Genomic DNA, 17,510 nt, shown 5'->3' on the forward strand with positions numbered 1-17,510 from the left:
ATGTCTCTTTGTTAGATGACGGCAAACGGGCGATCAGCCCTTGCTTGCACCGAAAGTCAGGCCGGCGACGAATTGCTTCTGCATCAGGAAGAACATCAGCACAGAGGGCAAGGCGGCGAGCACCGAGCCGGCGGCGACGAGATTCCATGCCGTCGTCCATTGGCCCTTCAGCGCGGCGACGCCCACGGTGATCGGTGCAGCCTCGTCGCCTTGCGTGAGGCATAGCGCCCAGAAATAGTCGTTCCAGACAAACGTGAAGACGAGGATGCCGAGCGCGGCGAGCGCGGGCCGGATCAGCGGCAACACGATGCGCCAGTAGATCGTCCATTCGCTCGCCCCTTCCACGCGCGCCGCCTCGATCATCTCGAACGGTAGCTGCTTGATGAAGTTGCGCAGAAACAGCGTGCAAAAGCCGGTCTGAAACGACACGTGAAAAATCACCAGCGCCCACACGCTATTGAAGAGACCCACTTTCAGCGCCATGTCGCGCACCGGGATCATCAGAATCTGGATCGGCACGAAGTTGCCGGCTACAAAGGCGAACAGCACAGCGGTGTTGCCTGGAAACCGGTAGGTCGCCAAAGCAAAACCCGCCATCGACGCCAGCACGATCGCGCCGATCACCGACGGCACCGTGATCAGCACACTATTGGCGAAGTAATGGAGCATCGGCGTTTGCGTGAGCGCCGTGCCGTAGTTTTCGATTAACGCAAAATGCTTCGGCCAGCCCCAGTAGTCGCCTTGCGACAACTCGTCCGAAGAGCGGATCGATGTGACGAGCACGGCCAGCATCGGCAGGAGCCATACCAGCAGCGCGAGCGGCAACGACGCTTTGTACAGTGCGCGATTGAGCGGTTTCCAGCGTTCGACGGGAAGCGGATACATGACACGTGACTCCTGGAAATCAGTGTTCTTCGCGCAGCATGCGGCGCAGATGGAACACGATGTAGACGAGCATGATGGCGAACAGCACGACGGCGATCGCCGCGGAATAGCCTTCGCGGTAGTACTTGATCGCCTGGTCGTACATGTAATAGGCGAGCACGGTCGAGCTATCGAAGGGACCGCCGCCGCTCATCACCGCGATCAGGTCGAAGCTGCGCAGCGCGCCGATCACGGTCAGCACGACGGCCATGAACGTAGCGGGCCGCAGTTGCGGAAGGATCACGTGCCACAGCAGACGCACGCCTTTCGCGCCTTCCATGCGCGCCGCCTCGACCACTTCCGGATTGATACCTGTCAGCCCGGTGAGGTACAGCACCATGCAGAACGGCGTTTGCGGCCACAGCGCGGCGAAAATGATGCCGAAGGTGACGGTGTGCGGATCGCCGAGCACGGGAATGCCGTGACCGACTATCAGCCGCAGCAAGCCGAAACCCGGATCGTAGAACCAGCTGAACACAAGGCCGACCACCACGCCCGAGAGCACGAACGGCGCGAAGAACAGCGACTTCACGACGCGCATGCCACGGATATGCTGGTTCAGATAGAGCGCGAACAGCAGCCCGAGCGGCGGTGCCAACAGGAACAACGCAAGCCAGATCAGGTTGTTCTTGAGCGCCGTATAGAAAGTGTCCGCATGGAACAGCTCGATGTAGTTATCGAAACCCGCGAACGTCTTCGGTGTCATTCCATCCCAGTTGTAAAAGCTGAGCGAAATGCTGCTGATAATCGGGTAGACCACGCACAGGCAAAACAACGCACAACCCGGCAACAGGAAGAACAACGCGGCGCGGTGCTGATGACGGCGCGTCGTAGAGACGTGCCGGTGCCGCGCCGCGGGTAGGCGGCGCGCTGCGGAATGAGACATGTTCGGGCCTCGTCAGAGATCGAAGGCGAGCGCCAGCTGTTGCTACACGGCTGGCGCTGCGGGGCTTACTTCTTGTAGATGCGCTTGCGAGTCGCTTCGAGGCGCACGAGCACAGCGTCGAGTTGCGTCGGATCGCTGTAGAACTGCTGCATCGCCTTCATGCCTTCATCGGCCATTTCCTTCTGCATGTCGCGATCGTAGAACTGCGCGATGCCGCCCTTCGTGTTGGCGAGCGTCTGGAAGCCGACCTTCGAAATTTCATCTTCAGGTTCCGCGGCCTGGCTGTTCGACGGCAACTGCCCCCAGCCCTTCGCGAGATCGGCGTTGATCTGCGGCTGCTCCATGAAGGCCAGCAGTTTGCGTGCATCGGCCTTGTTCTTCGCCTTCGCCGGAATCAGCAGCACATTAACCGGACCGTCCTCAGCCATCGGCACATTCGCGTCGATCACCGGGAAGCGGAAGAAGCCGGTCTGCGGTTTGATGGACGCGGGGATGCTTGCCGAGAAGAACGTGCCCATCAGCATCATCGACGCCTTGCCGTTCACGAGAAATGGCGCAATCGAATCGAGGTCGTAGGAGAGCGCGTTGTCGATGAAGTAGTGATCGTCGATCAGCGTCTTCCACGCGGCATAGACCTTTTTAACGCGCGGATCGGTGTACGGAATTTCACCGGCCATCAATTGCTGATGGAAGGCGTTGCCGTTGATGCGCAGGTCGAGATAATCGAACCATGCGGCAAGCGTCCAGCTATCGCGTGCCGCGACGGCAATCGGTGCAACGCCGCTTGCCTTGAGCTTCTTGCAGGCGTCGAGAAACTCATCCCACGTTTTCGGTTCGCCCTTGATGCCGGCCTTCTCGAACAGGTCCTTGCGATAGAAGAAGCCGTAGGCGTCGTAACCGAGCGGCGCGGCGTACTGCTTACCCTTATACGTCGAGGCTTCTTTCACCGACGCATACTGTTGCGACCAGCCGTTCTTGTTCCAGTCCGACGACAGATCTTCAAGCAGGCCGCGTTGCGCGTAATACGCCATCCGCTCGCCGTCGTGCCACGACACGACATCCGGCGGATCGGTGGCAAGCCAGCCGCCCATCTGCACCTTGTACGCTTCCTCGGTGACGTAGGTCACTTTGAGGTCGATGTCGGGATTGGCTTTCTTGAACTTGTCGAACGCGTCCTGCCAGGTCGAGCGTTGATTGCCGCGCGCCGATACGTTGACGTTCAGCGTGGCCGCGTCGGCCGCGGTGGAACAGAGCGCGCCTGCGACCAGAGCGGCCGCAATCGACGCGTGTGCCAGACGGCGAAGGCGAAGAGAAATCATCTTTTGTCTCCTTGACTACCTTGTTGGCTGGCAGCGAGCCGCTGCCGGCGGATGTACCCGCTCTGTGGCGGAATAGGGTTCTGTGAATCGGGTGGTGTTTTAGATGCCTTAAATTCCCGAAGCATCTCAAGCGGCGACGCGCTCCGGTTCAAACGTGCTGCGCCGTAGTGCCACGCCCTCCCCATCGAACAGATGACATGCGGAAGGTGGAACGTGAATGCAGATGCGCTCGCCCGAACCGATCGGCGTATCGCCGGCGGCCTTGGCGATGAGCGTGCCGGCCGCGTGATCGGCGTGAATATAGCTGTGCTCGCCGAGCCGTTCCGATAGCACCGTGACGCACTGAACGAACTGCTCGTCGCCATCGAGGCGCAGATGTTCCGGGCGCACACCGAGCGTGACGGGCTGGCCACGCTGAAGACGTTCACCGTCGACATTCGCAATCAGCCGTTCGCCACTGTTTGTCAGCGTGACGGCCACTTTGCCCGCATCGATCGAATCGACCACCGCATCGATGAAATTCATTCGCGGCGAACCGATGAAGCCAGCCACAAAGCGCGACTTCGGATGGTGATACAAGTCGAGCGGCGCGCCGGTCTGCGCGATGCTGCCAAAGCGCTCAGCGTCAGCACCGGCGTGCAGCAGCACGATTCTGTCGGCAAGCGTCATCGCCTCGACCTGATCGTGGGTCACATAGACCACGCTCGCGTTCGCAAAGCGCTGGTGCAGGCGCGCGATTTCGACGCGGGTCTGCCCACGCAGCGCAGCGTCGAGATTCGACAGCGGTTCGTCGAACAGGAACACGCCGGGTTCGCGCACGATCGCCCGGCCGATCGCAACGCGTTGCCGCTGCCCGCCCGAGAGCGCTTTCGGATAGCGGTCAAGGAAGGCGTCCAGTTGCAGAATGCGCGCGGCTTCGCGCACCTTCCGGTCGATGACGTCCTTGGGTTGCTTCGCGAGTTTCAGGCCGAACGCCATGTTGTCGAACACGGTCATGTGCGGAAACAACGCGTAGCTCTGGAACACCATCGCCACGCCGCGCGCGGCGGCGGGCACGTCGTTCACGAGGCGGCCGCCGATGTGCAACTCGCCCTCGCTCAGGTCTTCGAGACCGGCGATCATTCTCAGCAGGGTCGACTTGCCGCAACCCGAGGGCCCCAGAAACACGCAGAACTCGTGCTGCGCGATCTCGAGATTCACGCGCCGGATCACCGGCGGATGGTCACCATACGACTTCTGTACGTTCGTAAGACGAATCGTAGCCATGCTGCTGCCTCCCGGATTTAACCGCTTAAATTTCTGTGAAAAATAAACGGCCAGCTCTTGTGCAGCAGACATTTAATCGCTTAAATTCGATCTCGAGGGAAAAAATCATGATGGGTGTCTCCGCTGTGTTTTCCAGAAACTTATCAACGTCGCCAGCCGCTTGCAACATTTGAATCGCATTCCCTGAATATGGGATAAACAGAACATGGTCACCCTGTCCGAAGTCGCAAAGCGCGCGCGCGTCACTGCCGCAACCGTTTCCAATGTCCTTCGCAACCGCGAGAAGGTCCGCCCGGAGACTGCCGAACGCGTACTCAAGGCGATCGCCGATCTCGGCTACCGGCCCAATCTGAACGCGCGCGCGCTGGCGGAGGGCCGCTCGTCGACCTTGGCCTTGATGTTGTCGAACATCTCGAACCCGTTCTACCCCGAGTTCGTGTCGGCCGCCGAGCGCGCGGCGCGCAAAGCCGGGTATTTCCTGATGGTTTGCAATACCGACGACGACGCGGAGATCAGCCGCGCGTATCTGAACCAGATCGCCGGCACGCTCGCGGACGGTGTGCTCGTGATGAATACGGACATCACGATCAACGAGTTGTGCGCCTCGGCCACGCACAGCGCGCCGATCTTGCTGGCGATGTGGGAACACCCGGAGACGCCGCCCGCGCTGCCCTGCATCGCCGTGGATTTTGCCCATGCGGGCGCGCTTGCCGCGAGGCATCTGCTCGAACTGGGTCACCGCGAAATTGGCCTGCTGATCGGCGACGGTTGCGGCGGCTTGCAGGATGCGCGCTCCAACGGATTTCGTGCGGTCATGCGCGAGGCCGGGATCGAAACAGACGCCGCCGCGGTACTGCAGATCCGCGACTCCATCGACGCCGGCTACGCTGCCTGCATGCAGTTGATGGCGAACCGCCCTCACCTCACCGCGATTTTCGCGACCAACGATCTGCTGGCGATCGGCGCGGCACAGGCGTTGATCACGCTTGGCCGTGCGGTGCCGAACGATGTGTCGGTCATCGGAATTACGGACATTCAACTGGCGCACCAGGTGCATCCTGCGTTGACGACGGTTGCGATCCAGACAGCGGCCGTTGCGGAGTTGTCGATAGAGAGTCTGATCCGGTTGATTCAGACGCCGGAACAGCAACCGTCGATGGTGCTTGCGCCGCCGCCGCAACTCGTCGTGCGGGCGTCAACGGGACCGCGGCGTATGCGTTGAGGCGTGAGGCTACGCGCCCAGCAGCCCACGCAACACGGCCGTCGCCAAGCGGTCACCAAGTCCGGCACAGCGGTTTCACCCCGCATTCAGCAGAAAATGCTGTGGCGGCCCGAAAAAAACGCTCCGCGCGCCGTAAAAACCTCGATTGGCGATTTCGTCGACGGCCGGGCACGCGTAGCATCGAAGCATCAATCTGAAGGAGCAACCCGATGTCTCTCGCATTGACTCGCAAAGAACTGATTCGCCCGCAGAATCTGATCGACGGCAAGTGGATCGGCGCCGCCGACGCCGCGCGCTTTCCCGTCACCAACCCGGCCACCGGCGAACGGATCGTCGACGTCGCGAACAGCGGCGCATCGGACGCACGCGCCGCCACGGACGCCGCCGCCCGCGCCTTCCCCTCCTGGCGAGACAAGCTACCGCGCGAACGCGCGGAGATTCTGCGCCGCTGGCATGCGCTGATCGTCGCCAATACCGAAGACCTCGCGAAGCTGATGTCGATGGAACAAGGCAAACCGCTCGCGGAAAGCCGGGGCGAAGTCGCCTACGGTGCGTCGTACGTTGCATGGTTCGCCGACGAGGCGACGCGCATCTACGGCGATCTGATCCCTCAGCAGCAGCGCGGCAAACGCATGAGCGCGGTGAAGGAACCGGTCGGCGTGGTCGCGGCGATCACGCCCTGGAATTTCCCGCTGGCGATGATCGCGCGCAAGATCGCGCCCGCGCTTGCAGCCGGATGCACGGTGGTCGCCAAGCCCGCAGAGGACACACCGCTGACCGCCCTCGCATTGGCAGCGCTCGCGCAGGAAGCGGGCTTGCCGGACGGCGTGCTGAACATGCTGTCGGCTTCGCGTGAACAGGGGATTGCGGCGGTCGCTGACTGGCTCGCCGACGCGCGTGTGCGCAAGATCACCTTCACCGGCTCGACGCCGGTCGGCAAATATCTCGCCCGCGAATCGGCTGGAACGCTGAAGAAACTGTCACTGGAATTGGGCGGCAATGCGCCCTTCATCGTATTCGACGACGCCGATCTCGACGCGGCGGTCACCGGCCTGATGGCCGCCAAGTTCCGCAATGGCGGGCAGACCTGCGTGTGCCCGAACCGCGTCTATGTGCAGTCCGGCGTCTACGCGCGTTTCGCCGATCTGCTCGCGAAACGCGTCGCCGCCTTGAAGGTTGCACCCGCAACCGATCCGGACGCGCAGATCGGCCCGATGATCAACGAGCGCGCCATCGACAAGATTGCCCGGCACGTCGAAGACGCGGTCAAACACGGTGCAAAAGTGTTGACAGGCGGCAAGCGCCTGACCGAACTCGGCCCGAACTACTATGCGCCCACCGTGCTGACCGACGCGCGGGACGACATGCTCGTCTGCTGCGAAGAAACCTTTGGGCCGGTGGCGCCGCTGTTCCGTTTCGACGACGAAGCCGAAGCGATCCGCCTCGCCAACGACACACCGTTTGGCCTCGCCGCCTACTTCTACACGCAGGACGTGCGGCGCATCAATCGTGTGGCGAGCCAGCTCGAAGCGGGCGTGATCGGCATCAACGAAGGCGCCGTGTCGAGCGAAGCGGCGCCGTTCGGTGGCGTGAAGGAATCGGGCTATGGCCGCGAAGGGTCGAAGTACGGGCTCGACGATTACATGTCGATCAAGTATTTGTGCGAGGGCGGGCTGGATTAACACGCTCCGGCACTTTCCGTGATATCCGCCTGATGCTTACGCCTCGCTTAATGCGAGGCGTAAGCATCAAACCAGCATTGTGTTGCGACGACTCAAGGCGCGCGTGCGCTGTGAGCATCTGGTCGCGCGCCTGACAATCTCCCTCAGTTATCCTCATGATTGACCCACAGTGCATGGGTTTGTAGCTGCACGCCCGTACACGCCATCTCGCTCCCTCGTCATGCATCCCATTCATGACGCCCATTTTTGTCCCTAATTTGACCGGGTTTTCTAGCGGCTCTATGGTTCGGCCATGCCTGCCGGATTCGTATCGCCGCTCCCGCCGATCAGCATGGCCGGGACGCGGAACCCTCAACATCGTGACCTTCCACATGCCATGAACTCTGACGCGACCGCCGCTCTCACACCCCTGCCCGCTCTTCGGCCAACCAGCAAGGTTCGTCGCGCAGTGACGACAGCGGTGCTCGGCCAGATCCTCGAATGGTATGACTTTTTCCTCTATGGAACCGCCGCCGCACTCGTGTTCGGCAAGCTGTTCTTTCCGGTCGGCAGCGATCCGCTGACGGGCACGATCGCGGCATTCGGCGGCTTTACCGTTGGCTTCATCGCGCGGCCCATCGGTGGCGTGCTGTGCGGCCATATCGGCGACCGCTATGGCCGCAAGACCGTCATGATGCTGACGCTGCTGGTGATGGGCACCGCGACCGTCGGCATGGGCCTTCTGCCGACCTACCAGCAGATCGGCATCGCGGCACCCGTCCTGCTCGTGCTCCTGCGCATCCTGCAAGGGCTGGCCGCAGGCGGGGAATGGAGCGGCAGCATCCTGCTGATTCACGAGAACGCACCCGCCTCGAAACGCGGTGCGCTGGCGGCATGGAGTCCGTGCGGGGCGGCATTCGGCTTCGTGCTGTCGACCGCTGCGTTCCTGCTCGTGCAGACGCTGTCGCCCTCCGACTTCCATAACTGGGGCTGGCGTGTGCCGTTCCTCTGCAGCGCCGTGCTGGTCGCGCTCGGTCTATGGATGCGCCGCTCCGTGGACGAAAGCGCGGAGTTTGCCGAAGTAAAGGCCACGCGCCGCGACAGCCGCATGCCGATCGTCGAGGTGCTGCGTCAATGTCCGCGTGAAGTGCTGACGGTGTTCGGCCTGCGTTTCGGCGAAGGCGCTGCGTCATACATCTTCTTCGCGTTCTCGATCGCCTATAGCCAGTTCCTTGGCATCAAATCAAGCTGGGTGCTCGGTGGTCTGACCTTGTCGATGCTGCTGATGATCCCTGTTTCGCTGTTGATGGGACGCCTCACCGACAGAATCGGCCGCAAACCCGTCTATCTCGCCGGCGCGATCGCGATGGTGCTGGTCGCATATCCGTACTTCACGTTGCTCGGCTCCGGCGTGCTGTGGAAAGTCATCGCGGCGCTCGTACTCGCCAACAGCATCACGCTCGGCATTCTCGAAGGCGCACAGCCCGCCTTCATCAGCGAATTGCTGCCGGTCCATCTGCGCTTCTCGGGCCTGGGTATCGGCCGCGAGATTTCGTCGGTACTCGGCGGCGGCCTCTCGCCGATGGTGGCAACCGCTTTGCTCGCCCATTACCGCAGCGCCACGCCAGTCGCCATTTACCTCGTCGTGCTTGGCTTGATCACCGTGCTCGCGACCTGTCTCGCGCCCGAGACCTTCCCCAAAGCGCTGCGGCTCCAGGCGCAACGTAAAGAGCAAGACAACGCCTGACGCCCAGCCGGCACCACGTCAGCCCGAACCCCTCATTCATTTCCCTACGTTGTCATCATGCAAAGCCTTCAGACAAGCACTCTTTCGACGTACGCCTACGAACCTCGCGCGATCGATCACGCGGATCCTTATCCTGAGTACGCAGGTCCGATTACGCTCGACGCCCTGATCGGCGAGATCGAGCGTCGCCGGGACGAATTCGATCAGGTGTCGCATGTTCCGCGCGACATGGTGGCGAAGATGAAACGCGCCGGAATTTTCCGCGCGAGCACGCCGCAGCGTTTCGGCGGCGACGCGCTGGCGCCGCCGCAATTCCTGCGCATCCTCGAGCGCATTGCGATCGCCGACGGCTCAACCGCCTGGGTCGCCGCGTTCGGCTCGGCGAACACGTATCTCGCCGCGCTGCCGATCGAAACGCAGCAGCACATTTACGCCACCGGTCCGGATCAGGTTTTCTCCGGCGGCCTCTATCCGCTGCAACCGGCCACCCGGGTCGCCGGCGGCTTCACGGTCAGTGGCCAATGGCGCTTTGCCAGCGGCTGCAAGGGCGCGGACTGGATCGGCGTCGGGATCGGCGGCACGCCTGCCAATTCGGGCGATGCAGGCGCCGGCAAGCCGTTCACCGCGGTCTTTCCCGCGCATGAGGTCGAGATTGTCGAGAACTGGAACGTCGTCGGTATGCAGGGCACCGGCAGCCACGACTTGCGCTTGCACGACAAATTCGTGGATGCGCAATGGACGTTTGTCCGCGGTGGCCAGCCATTGATCGATGAACCGCTCTACCGCTATCCCGCCGTCGCCTATCAGGCGCAAGTGCACGCCGCCGTCAATATCGGCCTCGCGCGCGCGGCGCTCGATTTGCTGACCGGCATGTCCGGTTCGACCCGAACCACCACCGGCGCACCGCGTCTCGCGGACCGCGGCTATTACCGCTCAGGTCTGGCCAAAGCCGAGGCCAACTGGCGCAGTGCCCGCGCGTTTTTCTATGAAGCCGCGGCCGCCGCCTGGCAAACGATCATCGCCGGCGACCCCGTCACGCAGGAACAGGCCAACCTGTTGCGCCTCAGCGCAACACACGCCGCGCAGATCTGCGCCGAGGTCGTCATGCAGGCTTACCAGATGGCCGGCATCGCCGCGATCTATCGCGAGAACCGTCTGCAGCGTCTGGTGCGGGATTCGATCGTCGTGACGCAGCACGCGTTTCTTGGCGAAGGGACCTACGACGCATCCGGCGCGCTATTCGCCGGCGTGCCGCCGGTCACGCCTTATCCCTGATGCGCCCGATGCCCTGATGCAATCAGCACTCCACCACTACGAGGCAGAGAACGTGACGATCGAAGACACCAGAAAGCGTTTCCGCGACGCCATGGCGTGCCTGCCCGCCGCCGTCAACGTCATCACCACGGACGGGCCCGGTGGACGCTGCGGCATCACCGCAAGCGCCGTGTGCTCGGTAACGGATGCGCCGCCGACGATGCTCGTCTGTATCAACCAGGCCAGCTACGTCCACGACGTCCTTCACCGCAACCGCAACGTGTGCATCAATGTGCTCGCCGCCGAGTATCAGGATCTCGCGCGCGATTTTGCCGGCATGACAGCGGGGTCGATGGACGAGCGGTTCGGACGACATGCATGGGCGAGCGGACACGCTTCGGCGCCCGTTCTCTCAGATGCGATTGCCAGTCTGGAGGGCGAGATCGTCGACATCAAAACGGTCGGCACGCACTCCGTGATGTTCGCGCAGATCCGGCACATTGCACTGCGATCCGATGGTGACGGGCTCATCTATTTCGGGCGGCAGTTCCATCGCCTGGAGCGGCCGGCAGCGGTCACGCCGTCCGCCCACGCGCATACCGGGAGGTGAGCGTGGAGGTCTGCTTCTTTCTTCTCGCCCACTGCGACGACGCAGCCGAAACGCGTTCGCCTATCGACCCGTCGTGGCTCGCAGCGGCATCACGTGACATACCAGGGCTGACGCGTTTCGTGATCCATCGGCCTGCGGCGTCGCCGGATAGCGACCCGCTGTCGAAGCCCCATCCTTCGAGCCCCTGCTGCGTATTGCAATGGTATTTCGACGATCTCGGCTTGCTCGAAACCGCCTTGCAAACCAACGGCGCGATGCAGCGGATCGTGGATCGCGCAACCAACGTTGCCGAAGTCGATCTCACGTTCGCGCAGCAGGCCATGGCAGTCCGGTCATTCGCCACACCGAATCCACGCGGCACAGATCATCGCACTGAGCGATGCACCTACCTCGTCAGCTACGAAGGCGAAGCGGAAGATTTCAACGCGTGGCTGACGCACTACATCACCCATCATCCGCCGCTGATGGCGCAACTGCCCGGCATTCGCGAGCTGGAAATCTACACGCGACTCGACTTCCGGTCCGGCCTGACTATTCCACGCGCCACCGCCATGCAGCGTAACAAGGTTGTATTCGACGATCCCGACGCGCTCGCCGCGGCGCTGGCGTCGCCGATCCGTGCCCACATGAAGGCGGATTTCAACGCATTTCCGCCGTATAGCGGCCCCACCCCGCATTTCCCTATGCGCAGCATTTACGGTAATCTGAATCCGATATAAACGCCCCTCATTGCCGCGATCCGAACGTCATGACCAAGTCGCACCCCGGCATTACGGATTTGAATCTGCTGCGCGTGTTTCTGGCCATCTCCGATCTGCGCAGCCTGACCGCCGCGGGCGAGCGACTCGGCCTGACGCAACCAGCGGTCAGCCATGCGCTGCGCCGTTTGCGTGTCTTGTTCGACGACCCGCTGTTCGTTCGAACGCCTACCGGCATGGTCCCAACCGACGCCGCTTTACGCTTGCACGGGCCCCTCACGCAGGCGCTTGGGATCATCAACGTGGCGGTCCAGCAACTCGCGAAATTCGACCCCGCCACCGCGCAACGTACATTCCACGTGTCCATGTCGGACATGTCGGAGTTCTATTTTCTGCCGCCGCTTCTCAGCATGCTCGACCAGAACGCGCGCGGCATCCGCATCGAGATCGCGAACTTTCCCGTCGACGCGGTAAGCGCCGCCATGCGCAGCGGCAAGATCGATCTGGCGCTCGGCTATGTGCCGGGCCTTGATCCGGGTTGTGTGAGCAGGACCCTGTTCGTCGATGAACATGTCTGCGTGGTTCGGGCAGGCCACCCGCTACGCAAACAGAAGCCGACCAAGGAAGACCTCGCGGGCTTGCGCTACGTCTACGCGAGCACCAACGCAACCGGGCACAGGATGGTCGAGCAATGGCTGGAAGAACTGAATCTGCGGCGGGATATCGTCTTGCGCCTGCCTCATTTTGTCGTGGCGCCCGAGATCGTTCAACATACCGATCTCGCTGTTATTTTCCCGAGGAGCATCGCGCAGCGCTTTAACCGCAACAAGGCTTTTCGTATCCTTCCCTTGCCATTCTCCCTGCCGCCAATCGAAATTCAAGTCCATTCGCACTCGCAATTTTCGGCGGACCCGGGCATTGCCTGGCTCCTCGATGCGATCTACACCCTATTCCATCAGCCGTCGGTCGACACAGAGACGAATCCCCTATGACTCCTGTCGTGCGCTGCATCCCAGCAGCGGGCGGCCTAATGCCCAGGCTTCAGCGCGGCATACGTCCCCGGTGTGAAACCATATGCCCGCTTGAAAAGCCGGTTGAGATGGCTTTGATCGTAAAAGCCGACGGCCGCGGCGGCCGTCGCCGCGCTATGCCCCTCCGCGAGCATGCGTTTGGCCGCGAGTAGCCGCACCTGCGTTGCATAGGCGTGCGGCGGCAGCCCGAACTCCTTGCAGAAGGCACGCGTGAGGTAATAGCGGCTCAGCCCCACCAGTTCCGCCAGTTCGTCGACCGGGATATCGCGCGCATAGTTGGCGGCGACGTACTCACGCACTTGCGCCATCTTGCGGGCTTCGCGGCGCACCTCGCCGAGTTCGTGCCGCGATTGCCCATACCGTCCGACCAGCATCCCCATCGCGGCCCACCAGTTCGCCTGGCGCTCCATCAGCGAGACCGAACCGTGTTCGTCGAGACTCGCATGCGCCTTGACCAGCAGACCGGCAAGATGTGCGTCCTGATAGAGCCCCGGCGGGATCAGAAGCGGTTTGTCGGGACGCGAGTCGGGCGAAAACACCGCACCCAGCGCACCGAGGCCCTCCATGTCGAGATAGATCGCGCGGTAATTCCATTCGCGGCCTTCCCACACCTCGCCGCTGTGATACTCGCCGGGTCCGAACACGAGCACGCTGCCGGGTCCAGCGACCTCGCTGCCGGCGCGCGTATGACACTGCCCCGCACCAGATTCCGTCATGACGATGACGAGTTCGTCGTGCAGATGCCGGTCGAATTTGTGCTCGCCGTAGCGGGCACTCGCGAGACAGGCGCCGTCGAGCGCGCCGTCTCGCCAGCACACCACCTCTGGCCCGCCTTTATCCGATGTGTCCATGGGTTGCTCTCCCGCAATGCCCTTCAAACCAGCTCTATTCTCACCCGGCGATTGCGGCGGCCCTTGTTCTCGATCTTCACGATGCGGATCGGTCCCGATTGCGCCGTATTGGTCAAATGCGTGCCGCCGCACGCCTGCCGGTCCAGGTCGCCGATTTCGACGATCCGAACCGTGCCGTCTGAGGTCGGCGGCGGCGCCACCGAGAGGCTGCGGATCAGGCCCTGCGTCGACTTCGCTTCCGTTGCGCTGACGTAGTAGGTGCGCACGTCCATGGCGCTGCGGATGACCTCGTTGGCAGGTTCCTCCAGTAGGCGCAGCGCGTCGTTATCCGCTTCCGGCAGATCGAAGTCCATGCGGGCGGTGCCGTCGGCATTGATCTGCGCACCGGTCACGAGCGCACCGGCGAAGCGCTGATACACGAGGGCGTTGAGAATATGCGTGGCCGTGTGAAGCTGCGCGACGGTGGCACGCCGGGCCGCGTCGACGGCCACGTGGACGTCGCCGTTCAGTTCGAGCGGCTCGATGAGCAGATGCCAGAGCATGCCGCCTTCCGCCGTGACGCCAGTAATGCGGACAACACCGTGCGCGTGCGTCAGCGTCGCCGCGTCCGACACCTGACCTCCGCCGCCCGGGTGCAAGGCCGAGCGACCCAGCACGACCGCGCCGGGCCGAGCGGCGATCACGCTCGTTTCGAACTCGAGTAGGTCCGGCTGCTCATGGCAAAGATAGTGCGCCACCTTGAAATCCCCGCATGAAATGACTGATTACGCCTAGCATAACCAGTCTCATGGGAGGTCGTCTTGGTTAAAAATGCCCTGTGCAATTGGGGGCGGACCGAGGCCGCCCGTCTTCGTTGGATCGAATGAATTGATGCCGATCCCTCGTGAGGGCGCCAATCGTCGGGGGTCCGGGCAACTTCAGGTCGTCCTGCCTACCCGCGCTTCAGCATCCGTAAATTGACCGGTTTGCTCTGGTCAAGATAGGCGAGCAATGCGCGCGCTTCGCGCAAGTCCTTCGTCTCGAAGCCTTCCGAAAACTGGCTGTAGACCGACAACAGCACCGCGCCCGCTTCCCCAAAGGCGCCTATCGACATTTTCAGGCGCGCGAGACTCATTGCGCTGCGCAACGCCCAGCCAAGTGCCCCCTGACCGAGGGCGGTATGCAGCGACTGATTGAGGCGTGCCTCAACCGTCTCGAACACCGGCGCACCCTGCGCCGCAAACTGTTGATCGGCACTTCTTCGCAGCACCTCAGGACCGCACCATCCCACCACCGCCTGATCGACGCGAGCCAGCACGCCATCGGTTACGCAGGCATCGGCGATTGTCGCGAGCATATCGCCTTGCTTCATGTCCAACGCGCTGGAAACCGTGCCGCGACTGTCGGTGCCTGGCACGGCGGGCGATTCGAGCTGCTGAAGCGCGAACCGGTATTCGAGCCCCCAGTTGCGCCACTGCAAGATGCTCTGCGTGCTCGCATGCGAGATCAACTGCTCGACCAGTGAGCGCGCATAGTCGATATCCCCGCGCCACATGGCAACCGGAAACGCAGCGAAGCAGATCGTTTGATAGAGCGAGACCGAGTGACCCTTCGACGCGATGTCGATGACCTCACGCACCATCGCGAGCGCCTGATCGGCGCACCCGCGCATCCACAGGATCCTCGCGAGGATGATTCTCATCGAGACGCGGCGGTCGACCCAACTGTTGTAGCGCAGCGGAAGCTGCACGTCGACGTTGTCGAGCACGTGATTCGCCAGGTCCCACGATAAACTATGGTTCCCAAGATAGTGTTCGGTCTGCGCGCGCAGACGGTCGCTATGCAACGCGCCTTTGTAATCGCGCGAGCGTATCGCCACCGCGTTGGCACGGTCCGCGGTCTGCTTGGCCGCGGGATAGTCGGCCGACCCGAACTGATGCTCCCACTTCGAATAGAGCAAGGCGATCTGCTCCGTCGTATTGCCGTCACGTTCCGCCTGCGCCAATATGCCGTCGAATGCGGGCCTGAACACCGGGAACCGGCCGCTCGTGACCCGCACCCATTGCGTCAGGCGATTCACCAGTTGCACATGGATGCCGCTATCGTCCATCCTGCTCGAGATGGCGTCGAGTATCTGCGGATAGAGCGAGCGCGCTTCCAGCGTCGGAAAATAGGCCGAGCGCGTCACGATTTCGGTCAGCGGGACGCCAATGGCGACATCGCCCTCCGCGGAAAACGACCATTCGACAGCCGCGCGGATCTCGCTTAGCGCGCCCTGGTAGATCGCTGCCCACGCTGCCTCCGGCATCAGTTCCCAGTCGTGTTCCATGGCCTTGATCCGTTCGCCCATCAGGGCCGCATGCCGGGCATAGGTCTCGTTGCGATCATCCATCGCCGCGAGACACTCGTGCGCAAATAGCCGCGTCACGTCGAGCAGTCTGTAACGAAGCGGAGCGCTGCCCGCTTCGGTCGTCACCAGCGATTTCTCGACGAGCGCGACGATGTTCTGCACGGTCACGTGCTGTTCCACTTCGGCGGATGCAATGACGGCCGTGGCGTCGGCCAGCGTAAAGGGCGTTCTGAATACGCTGAGGCGCGCGAGAGCGGTCTTCTCGTCGCCGGTGAGGAGCTGGTAGCTCCACTCGAGCACCGCGCGCAACGTCTGATGGCGTACATGCGATGTGCGCCGGCCGCCTATGACCCCTGCCACGAGCGACTCGACGTGCAACGCGACATCCGCGAGACCGAGTTGGCCTACCCGCGCAGCCGCGAATTCGATCGCGAGCGGCATGCCGTCGAGCCGGCGGCACAACTCGCTCGCCACGGCCACGTCGGCGTCTGTGAGTTTGAAGGCCGCGTGGCTCGCCTTTACTCGCTCAACGAACAAGGCGAACGCCGGATAGGCGCTCGCCGATTCAACCGTCAGTTCCACGCCGGCAGGCGGCGTAGCGAGCGTTGCCAGTGGATGAACCCATTCGCCCTGGACATTGAGACGCTCGCGGCTTGTCGCGAGAATGCGCAGGTCGGGGAGTTGTTCGAGCATGGCCTCCGCGCATAGCGCGGCAGACTCGATCACGTGCTCGCAGTTGTCCAGCACGATGAGCAGATGGCGGGACCGCAGCATGCCGATCAGCACCGGCAACGGATCGTCATGCGGCGCGGATAGGCCAAACGCCGACACCAGCGCACCGAGCACCTGATCCCCATGCACGCACGGGCTGAGGTCGACGAACAGCACGCCGTCCTTGAACGCAGAGCCGAGCCGCGCGGCGACGGCAACAGCCAATGTGGTCTTGCCCGAGCCGCCGGGGCCCACGATCGTGATAAGCCGTTGGGAAACCTGATGCTCAGTCAGACTGGCGATCTGCTCGTCCCGGCCGACGATCGAGCCCAGCTGCGCCGGAAGAACCTTGAGCGGCCATTGTCCGTGCAGGGACGGCGCGTGTTCCTGCCGCCCTGCCCGAGACGGCGCTGTCATGCATTGGACCGGAGCGACAAAGCTATAGCCGCGACCGGGCACGTTGATCACATAGGTCGTGCCGGGGTCGGACTGGCTTAACGCTTTGCGAAGCGCGGCGAGTTGCACGCGCAGGCTACTCTCCTCGACGAACAGCTTCGGCCATGCCGCGGCGATCAGTTCGTCGCGGCTCACAACCTCTCCGGGCCGGGACAGCAGCGCGATCAGCAGATCGGCGGCGCGTCCGCCCAACGGCACACGTGCCGCCGCAAAAAGGAGTTCGCGACGCTGCGTATCGAACGTGAAAGGGCCAAACGCGAGGGTTCCCTCAGACGGAGCAATAGTCATTCGAAGCGCAACATCTGATCAAGGGTATCGGAGAGATCGTATGCAACACCTGCGCCGCGATCAGCTGCATTGAGATGCATTGGCAAATACCGATGGCTGCGAGACGCTTTATTTTGTCGATATCAGGCGGCGGTGATTGAAGCATCTTGCGTGATTCACTTCAATACTTAAACCACTTCACTGAACCGGGCATGCTGCAATTCGTATTGCGTAACACCCGATTAATCGTGCTTAAGAAGATTTAAGGGGATTGCAGC

General features: G+C 62.6%; 14 protein-coding genes. 7 read left to right on the forward strand and 7 right to left on the reverse strand.

Features of this window, described 5'->3' with window-relative positions; all coding sequences use genetic code 11:
• Nucleotides 1-33: 33 nt before the first annotated feature.
• The 4 genes from PQQ96_RS14035 to PQQ96_RS14050 form a co-directional block, all read right to left on the reverse strand.
• Nucleotides 34-885, reverse strand: coding sequence for a carbohydrate ABC transporter permease (locus PQQ96_RS14035; RefSeq protein ID WP_408292525.1), 852 nt, complete (start codon nt 883-885; stop codon nt 34-36).
• A gap of 19 nt (nt 886-904) precedes the next feature.
• On the reverse strand, nt 905-1,810 hold the full coding sequence (locus PQQ96_RS14040; protein WP_074288550.1) for a carbohydrate ABC transporter permease: 906 nt from the start codon (nt 1,808-1,810) through the stop codon (nt 905-907).
• Between the two features lie 65 nt (nt 1,811-1,875).
• Nucleotides 1,876-3,129 carry an ABC transporter substrate-binding protein gene (locus PQQ96_RS14045; protein ID WP_408292527.1) on the reverse strand — a complete coding sequence of 418 codons (1,254 nt, stop codon included), beginning with the start codon at nt 3,127-3,129 and terminating at the stop codon, nt 1,876-1,878.
• 126 nt (nt 3,130-3,255) lie between these two features.
• Nucleotides 3,256-4,395 (reverse strand): ABC transporter ATP-binding protein, encoded by a 1,140-nt coding sequence (locus PQQ96_RS14050; protein WP_408292529.1) that lies wholly within the window; start codon nt 4,393-4,395, stop codon nt 3,256-3,258.
• A 205-nt stretch (nt 4,396-4,600) separates the two neighbouring features.
• Here PQQ96_RS14050 and PQQ96_RS14055 point away from each other — a divergent pair, with 205 nt between their 5' ends.
• The 7 genes from PQQ96_RS14055 to PQQ96_RS14085 all read left to right on the forward strand — a co-directional run bounded on the left by PQQ96_RS14055 (nt 4,601) and on the right by PQQ96_RS14085 (nt 12,579).
• Nucleotides 4,601-5,617: a LacI family DNA-binding transcriptional regulator gene (locus PQQ96_RS14055; RefSeq protein ID WP_408292531.1), complete on the forward strand. Its 1,017-nt coding sequence runs from the start codon at nt 4,601-4,603 to the stop codon at nt 5,615-5,617.
• Nucleotides 5,618-5,826: 209 nt separating this feature from the next.
• Entirely contained in the window at nt 5,827-7,299 is a 1,473-nt protein-coding gene (locus PQQ96_RS14060; protein ID WP_408292532.1) for an NAD-dependent succinate-semialdehyde dehydrogenase, read from the forward strand.
• A gap of 376 nt (nt 7,300-7,675) precedes the next feature.
• Nucleotides 7,676-9,025 (forward strand): MFS transporter, encoded by a 1,350-nt coding sequence (locus PQQ96_RS14065; protein ID WP_408292533.1) that lies wholly within the window; start codon nt 7,676-7,678, stop codon nt 9,023-9,025.
• A 57-nt stretch (nt 9,026-9,082) separates the two neighbouring features.
• Nucleotides 9,083-10,300: an acyl-CoA dehydrogenase family protein gene (locus tag PQQ96_RS14070; protein WP_408292535.1), complete on the forward strand. Its 1,218-nt coding sequence runs from the start codon at nt 9,083-9,085 to the stop codon at nt 10,298-10,300.
• Between the two features lie 16 nt (nt 10,301-10,316).
• Nucleotides 10,317-10,889, forward strand: a complete 573-nt coding sequence (gene hpaC / locus PQQ96_RS14075) for a 4-hydroxyphenylacetate 3-monooxygenase, reductase component (protein WP_408292537.1) — start codon at nt 10,317-10,319, stop codon at nt 10,887-10,889.
• 2 nt (nt 10,890-10,891) lie between these two features.
• A complete protein-coding gene (locus tag PQQ96_RS14080; protein ID WP_408292538.1) occupies nt 10,892-11,608 on the forward strand; it encodes an EthD family reductase in 717 nt (238 codons plus the stop codon).
• Nucleotides 11,609-11,637: 29 nt separating this feature from the next.
• On the forward strand, nt 11,638-12,579 hold the full coding sequence (locus PQQ96_RS14085) for a LysR family transcriptional regulator (protein WP_408292540.1): 942 nt from the start codon (nt 11,638-11,640) through the stop codon (nt 12,577-12,579).
• A gap of 35 nt (nt 12,580-12,614) precedes the next feature.
• On the opposite strand, the gene PQQ96_RS14090 is transcribed toward PQQ96_RS14085, so the two are convergent.
• From PQQ96_RS14090 to PQQ96_RS14100, 3 genes are all read right to left on the reverse strand, one after another.
• Entirely contained in the window at nt 12,615-13,469 is an 855-nt protein-coding gene (locus tag PQQ96_RS14090) for an AraC family transcriptional regulator (RefSeq protein WP_408292542.1), read from the reverse strand.
• 23 nt (nt 13,470-13,492) lie between these two features.
• Nucleotides 13,493-14,206 (reverse strand): alanyl-tRNA editing protein, encoded by a 714-nt coding sequence (locus PQQ96_RS14095; RefSeq protein ID WP_408292544.1) that lies wholly within the window; start codon nt 14,204-14,206, stop codon nt 13,493-13,495.
• A 194-nt stretch (nt 14,207-14,400) separates the two neighbouring features.
• Nucleotides 14,401-17,253, reverse strand: a complete 2,853-nt coding sequence (locus tag PQQ96_RS14100; RefSeq protein ID WP_408292546.1) for an ATP-binding protein — start codon at nt 17,251-17,253, stop codon at nt 14,401-14,403.
• Nucleotides 17,254-17,510: the final 257 nt, after the last annotated feature.

The sequence above is a fragment of the Paraburkholderia sediminicola genome (assembly GCF_046027825.1).
Lineage (GTDB): Bacteria > Pseudomonadota > Gammaproteobacteria > Burkholderiales > Burkholderiaceae > Paraburkholderia > Paraburkholderia sediminicola_D.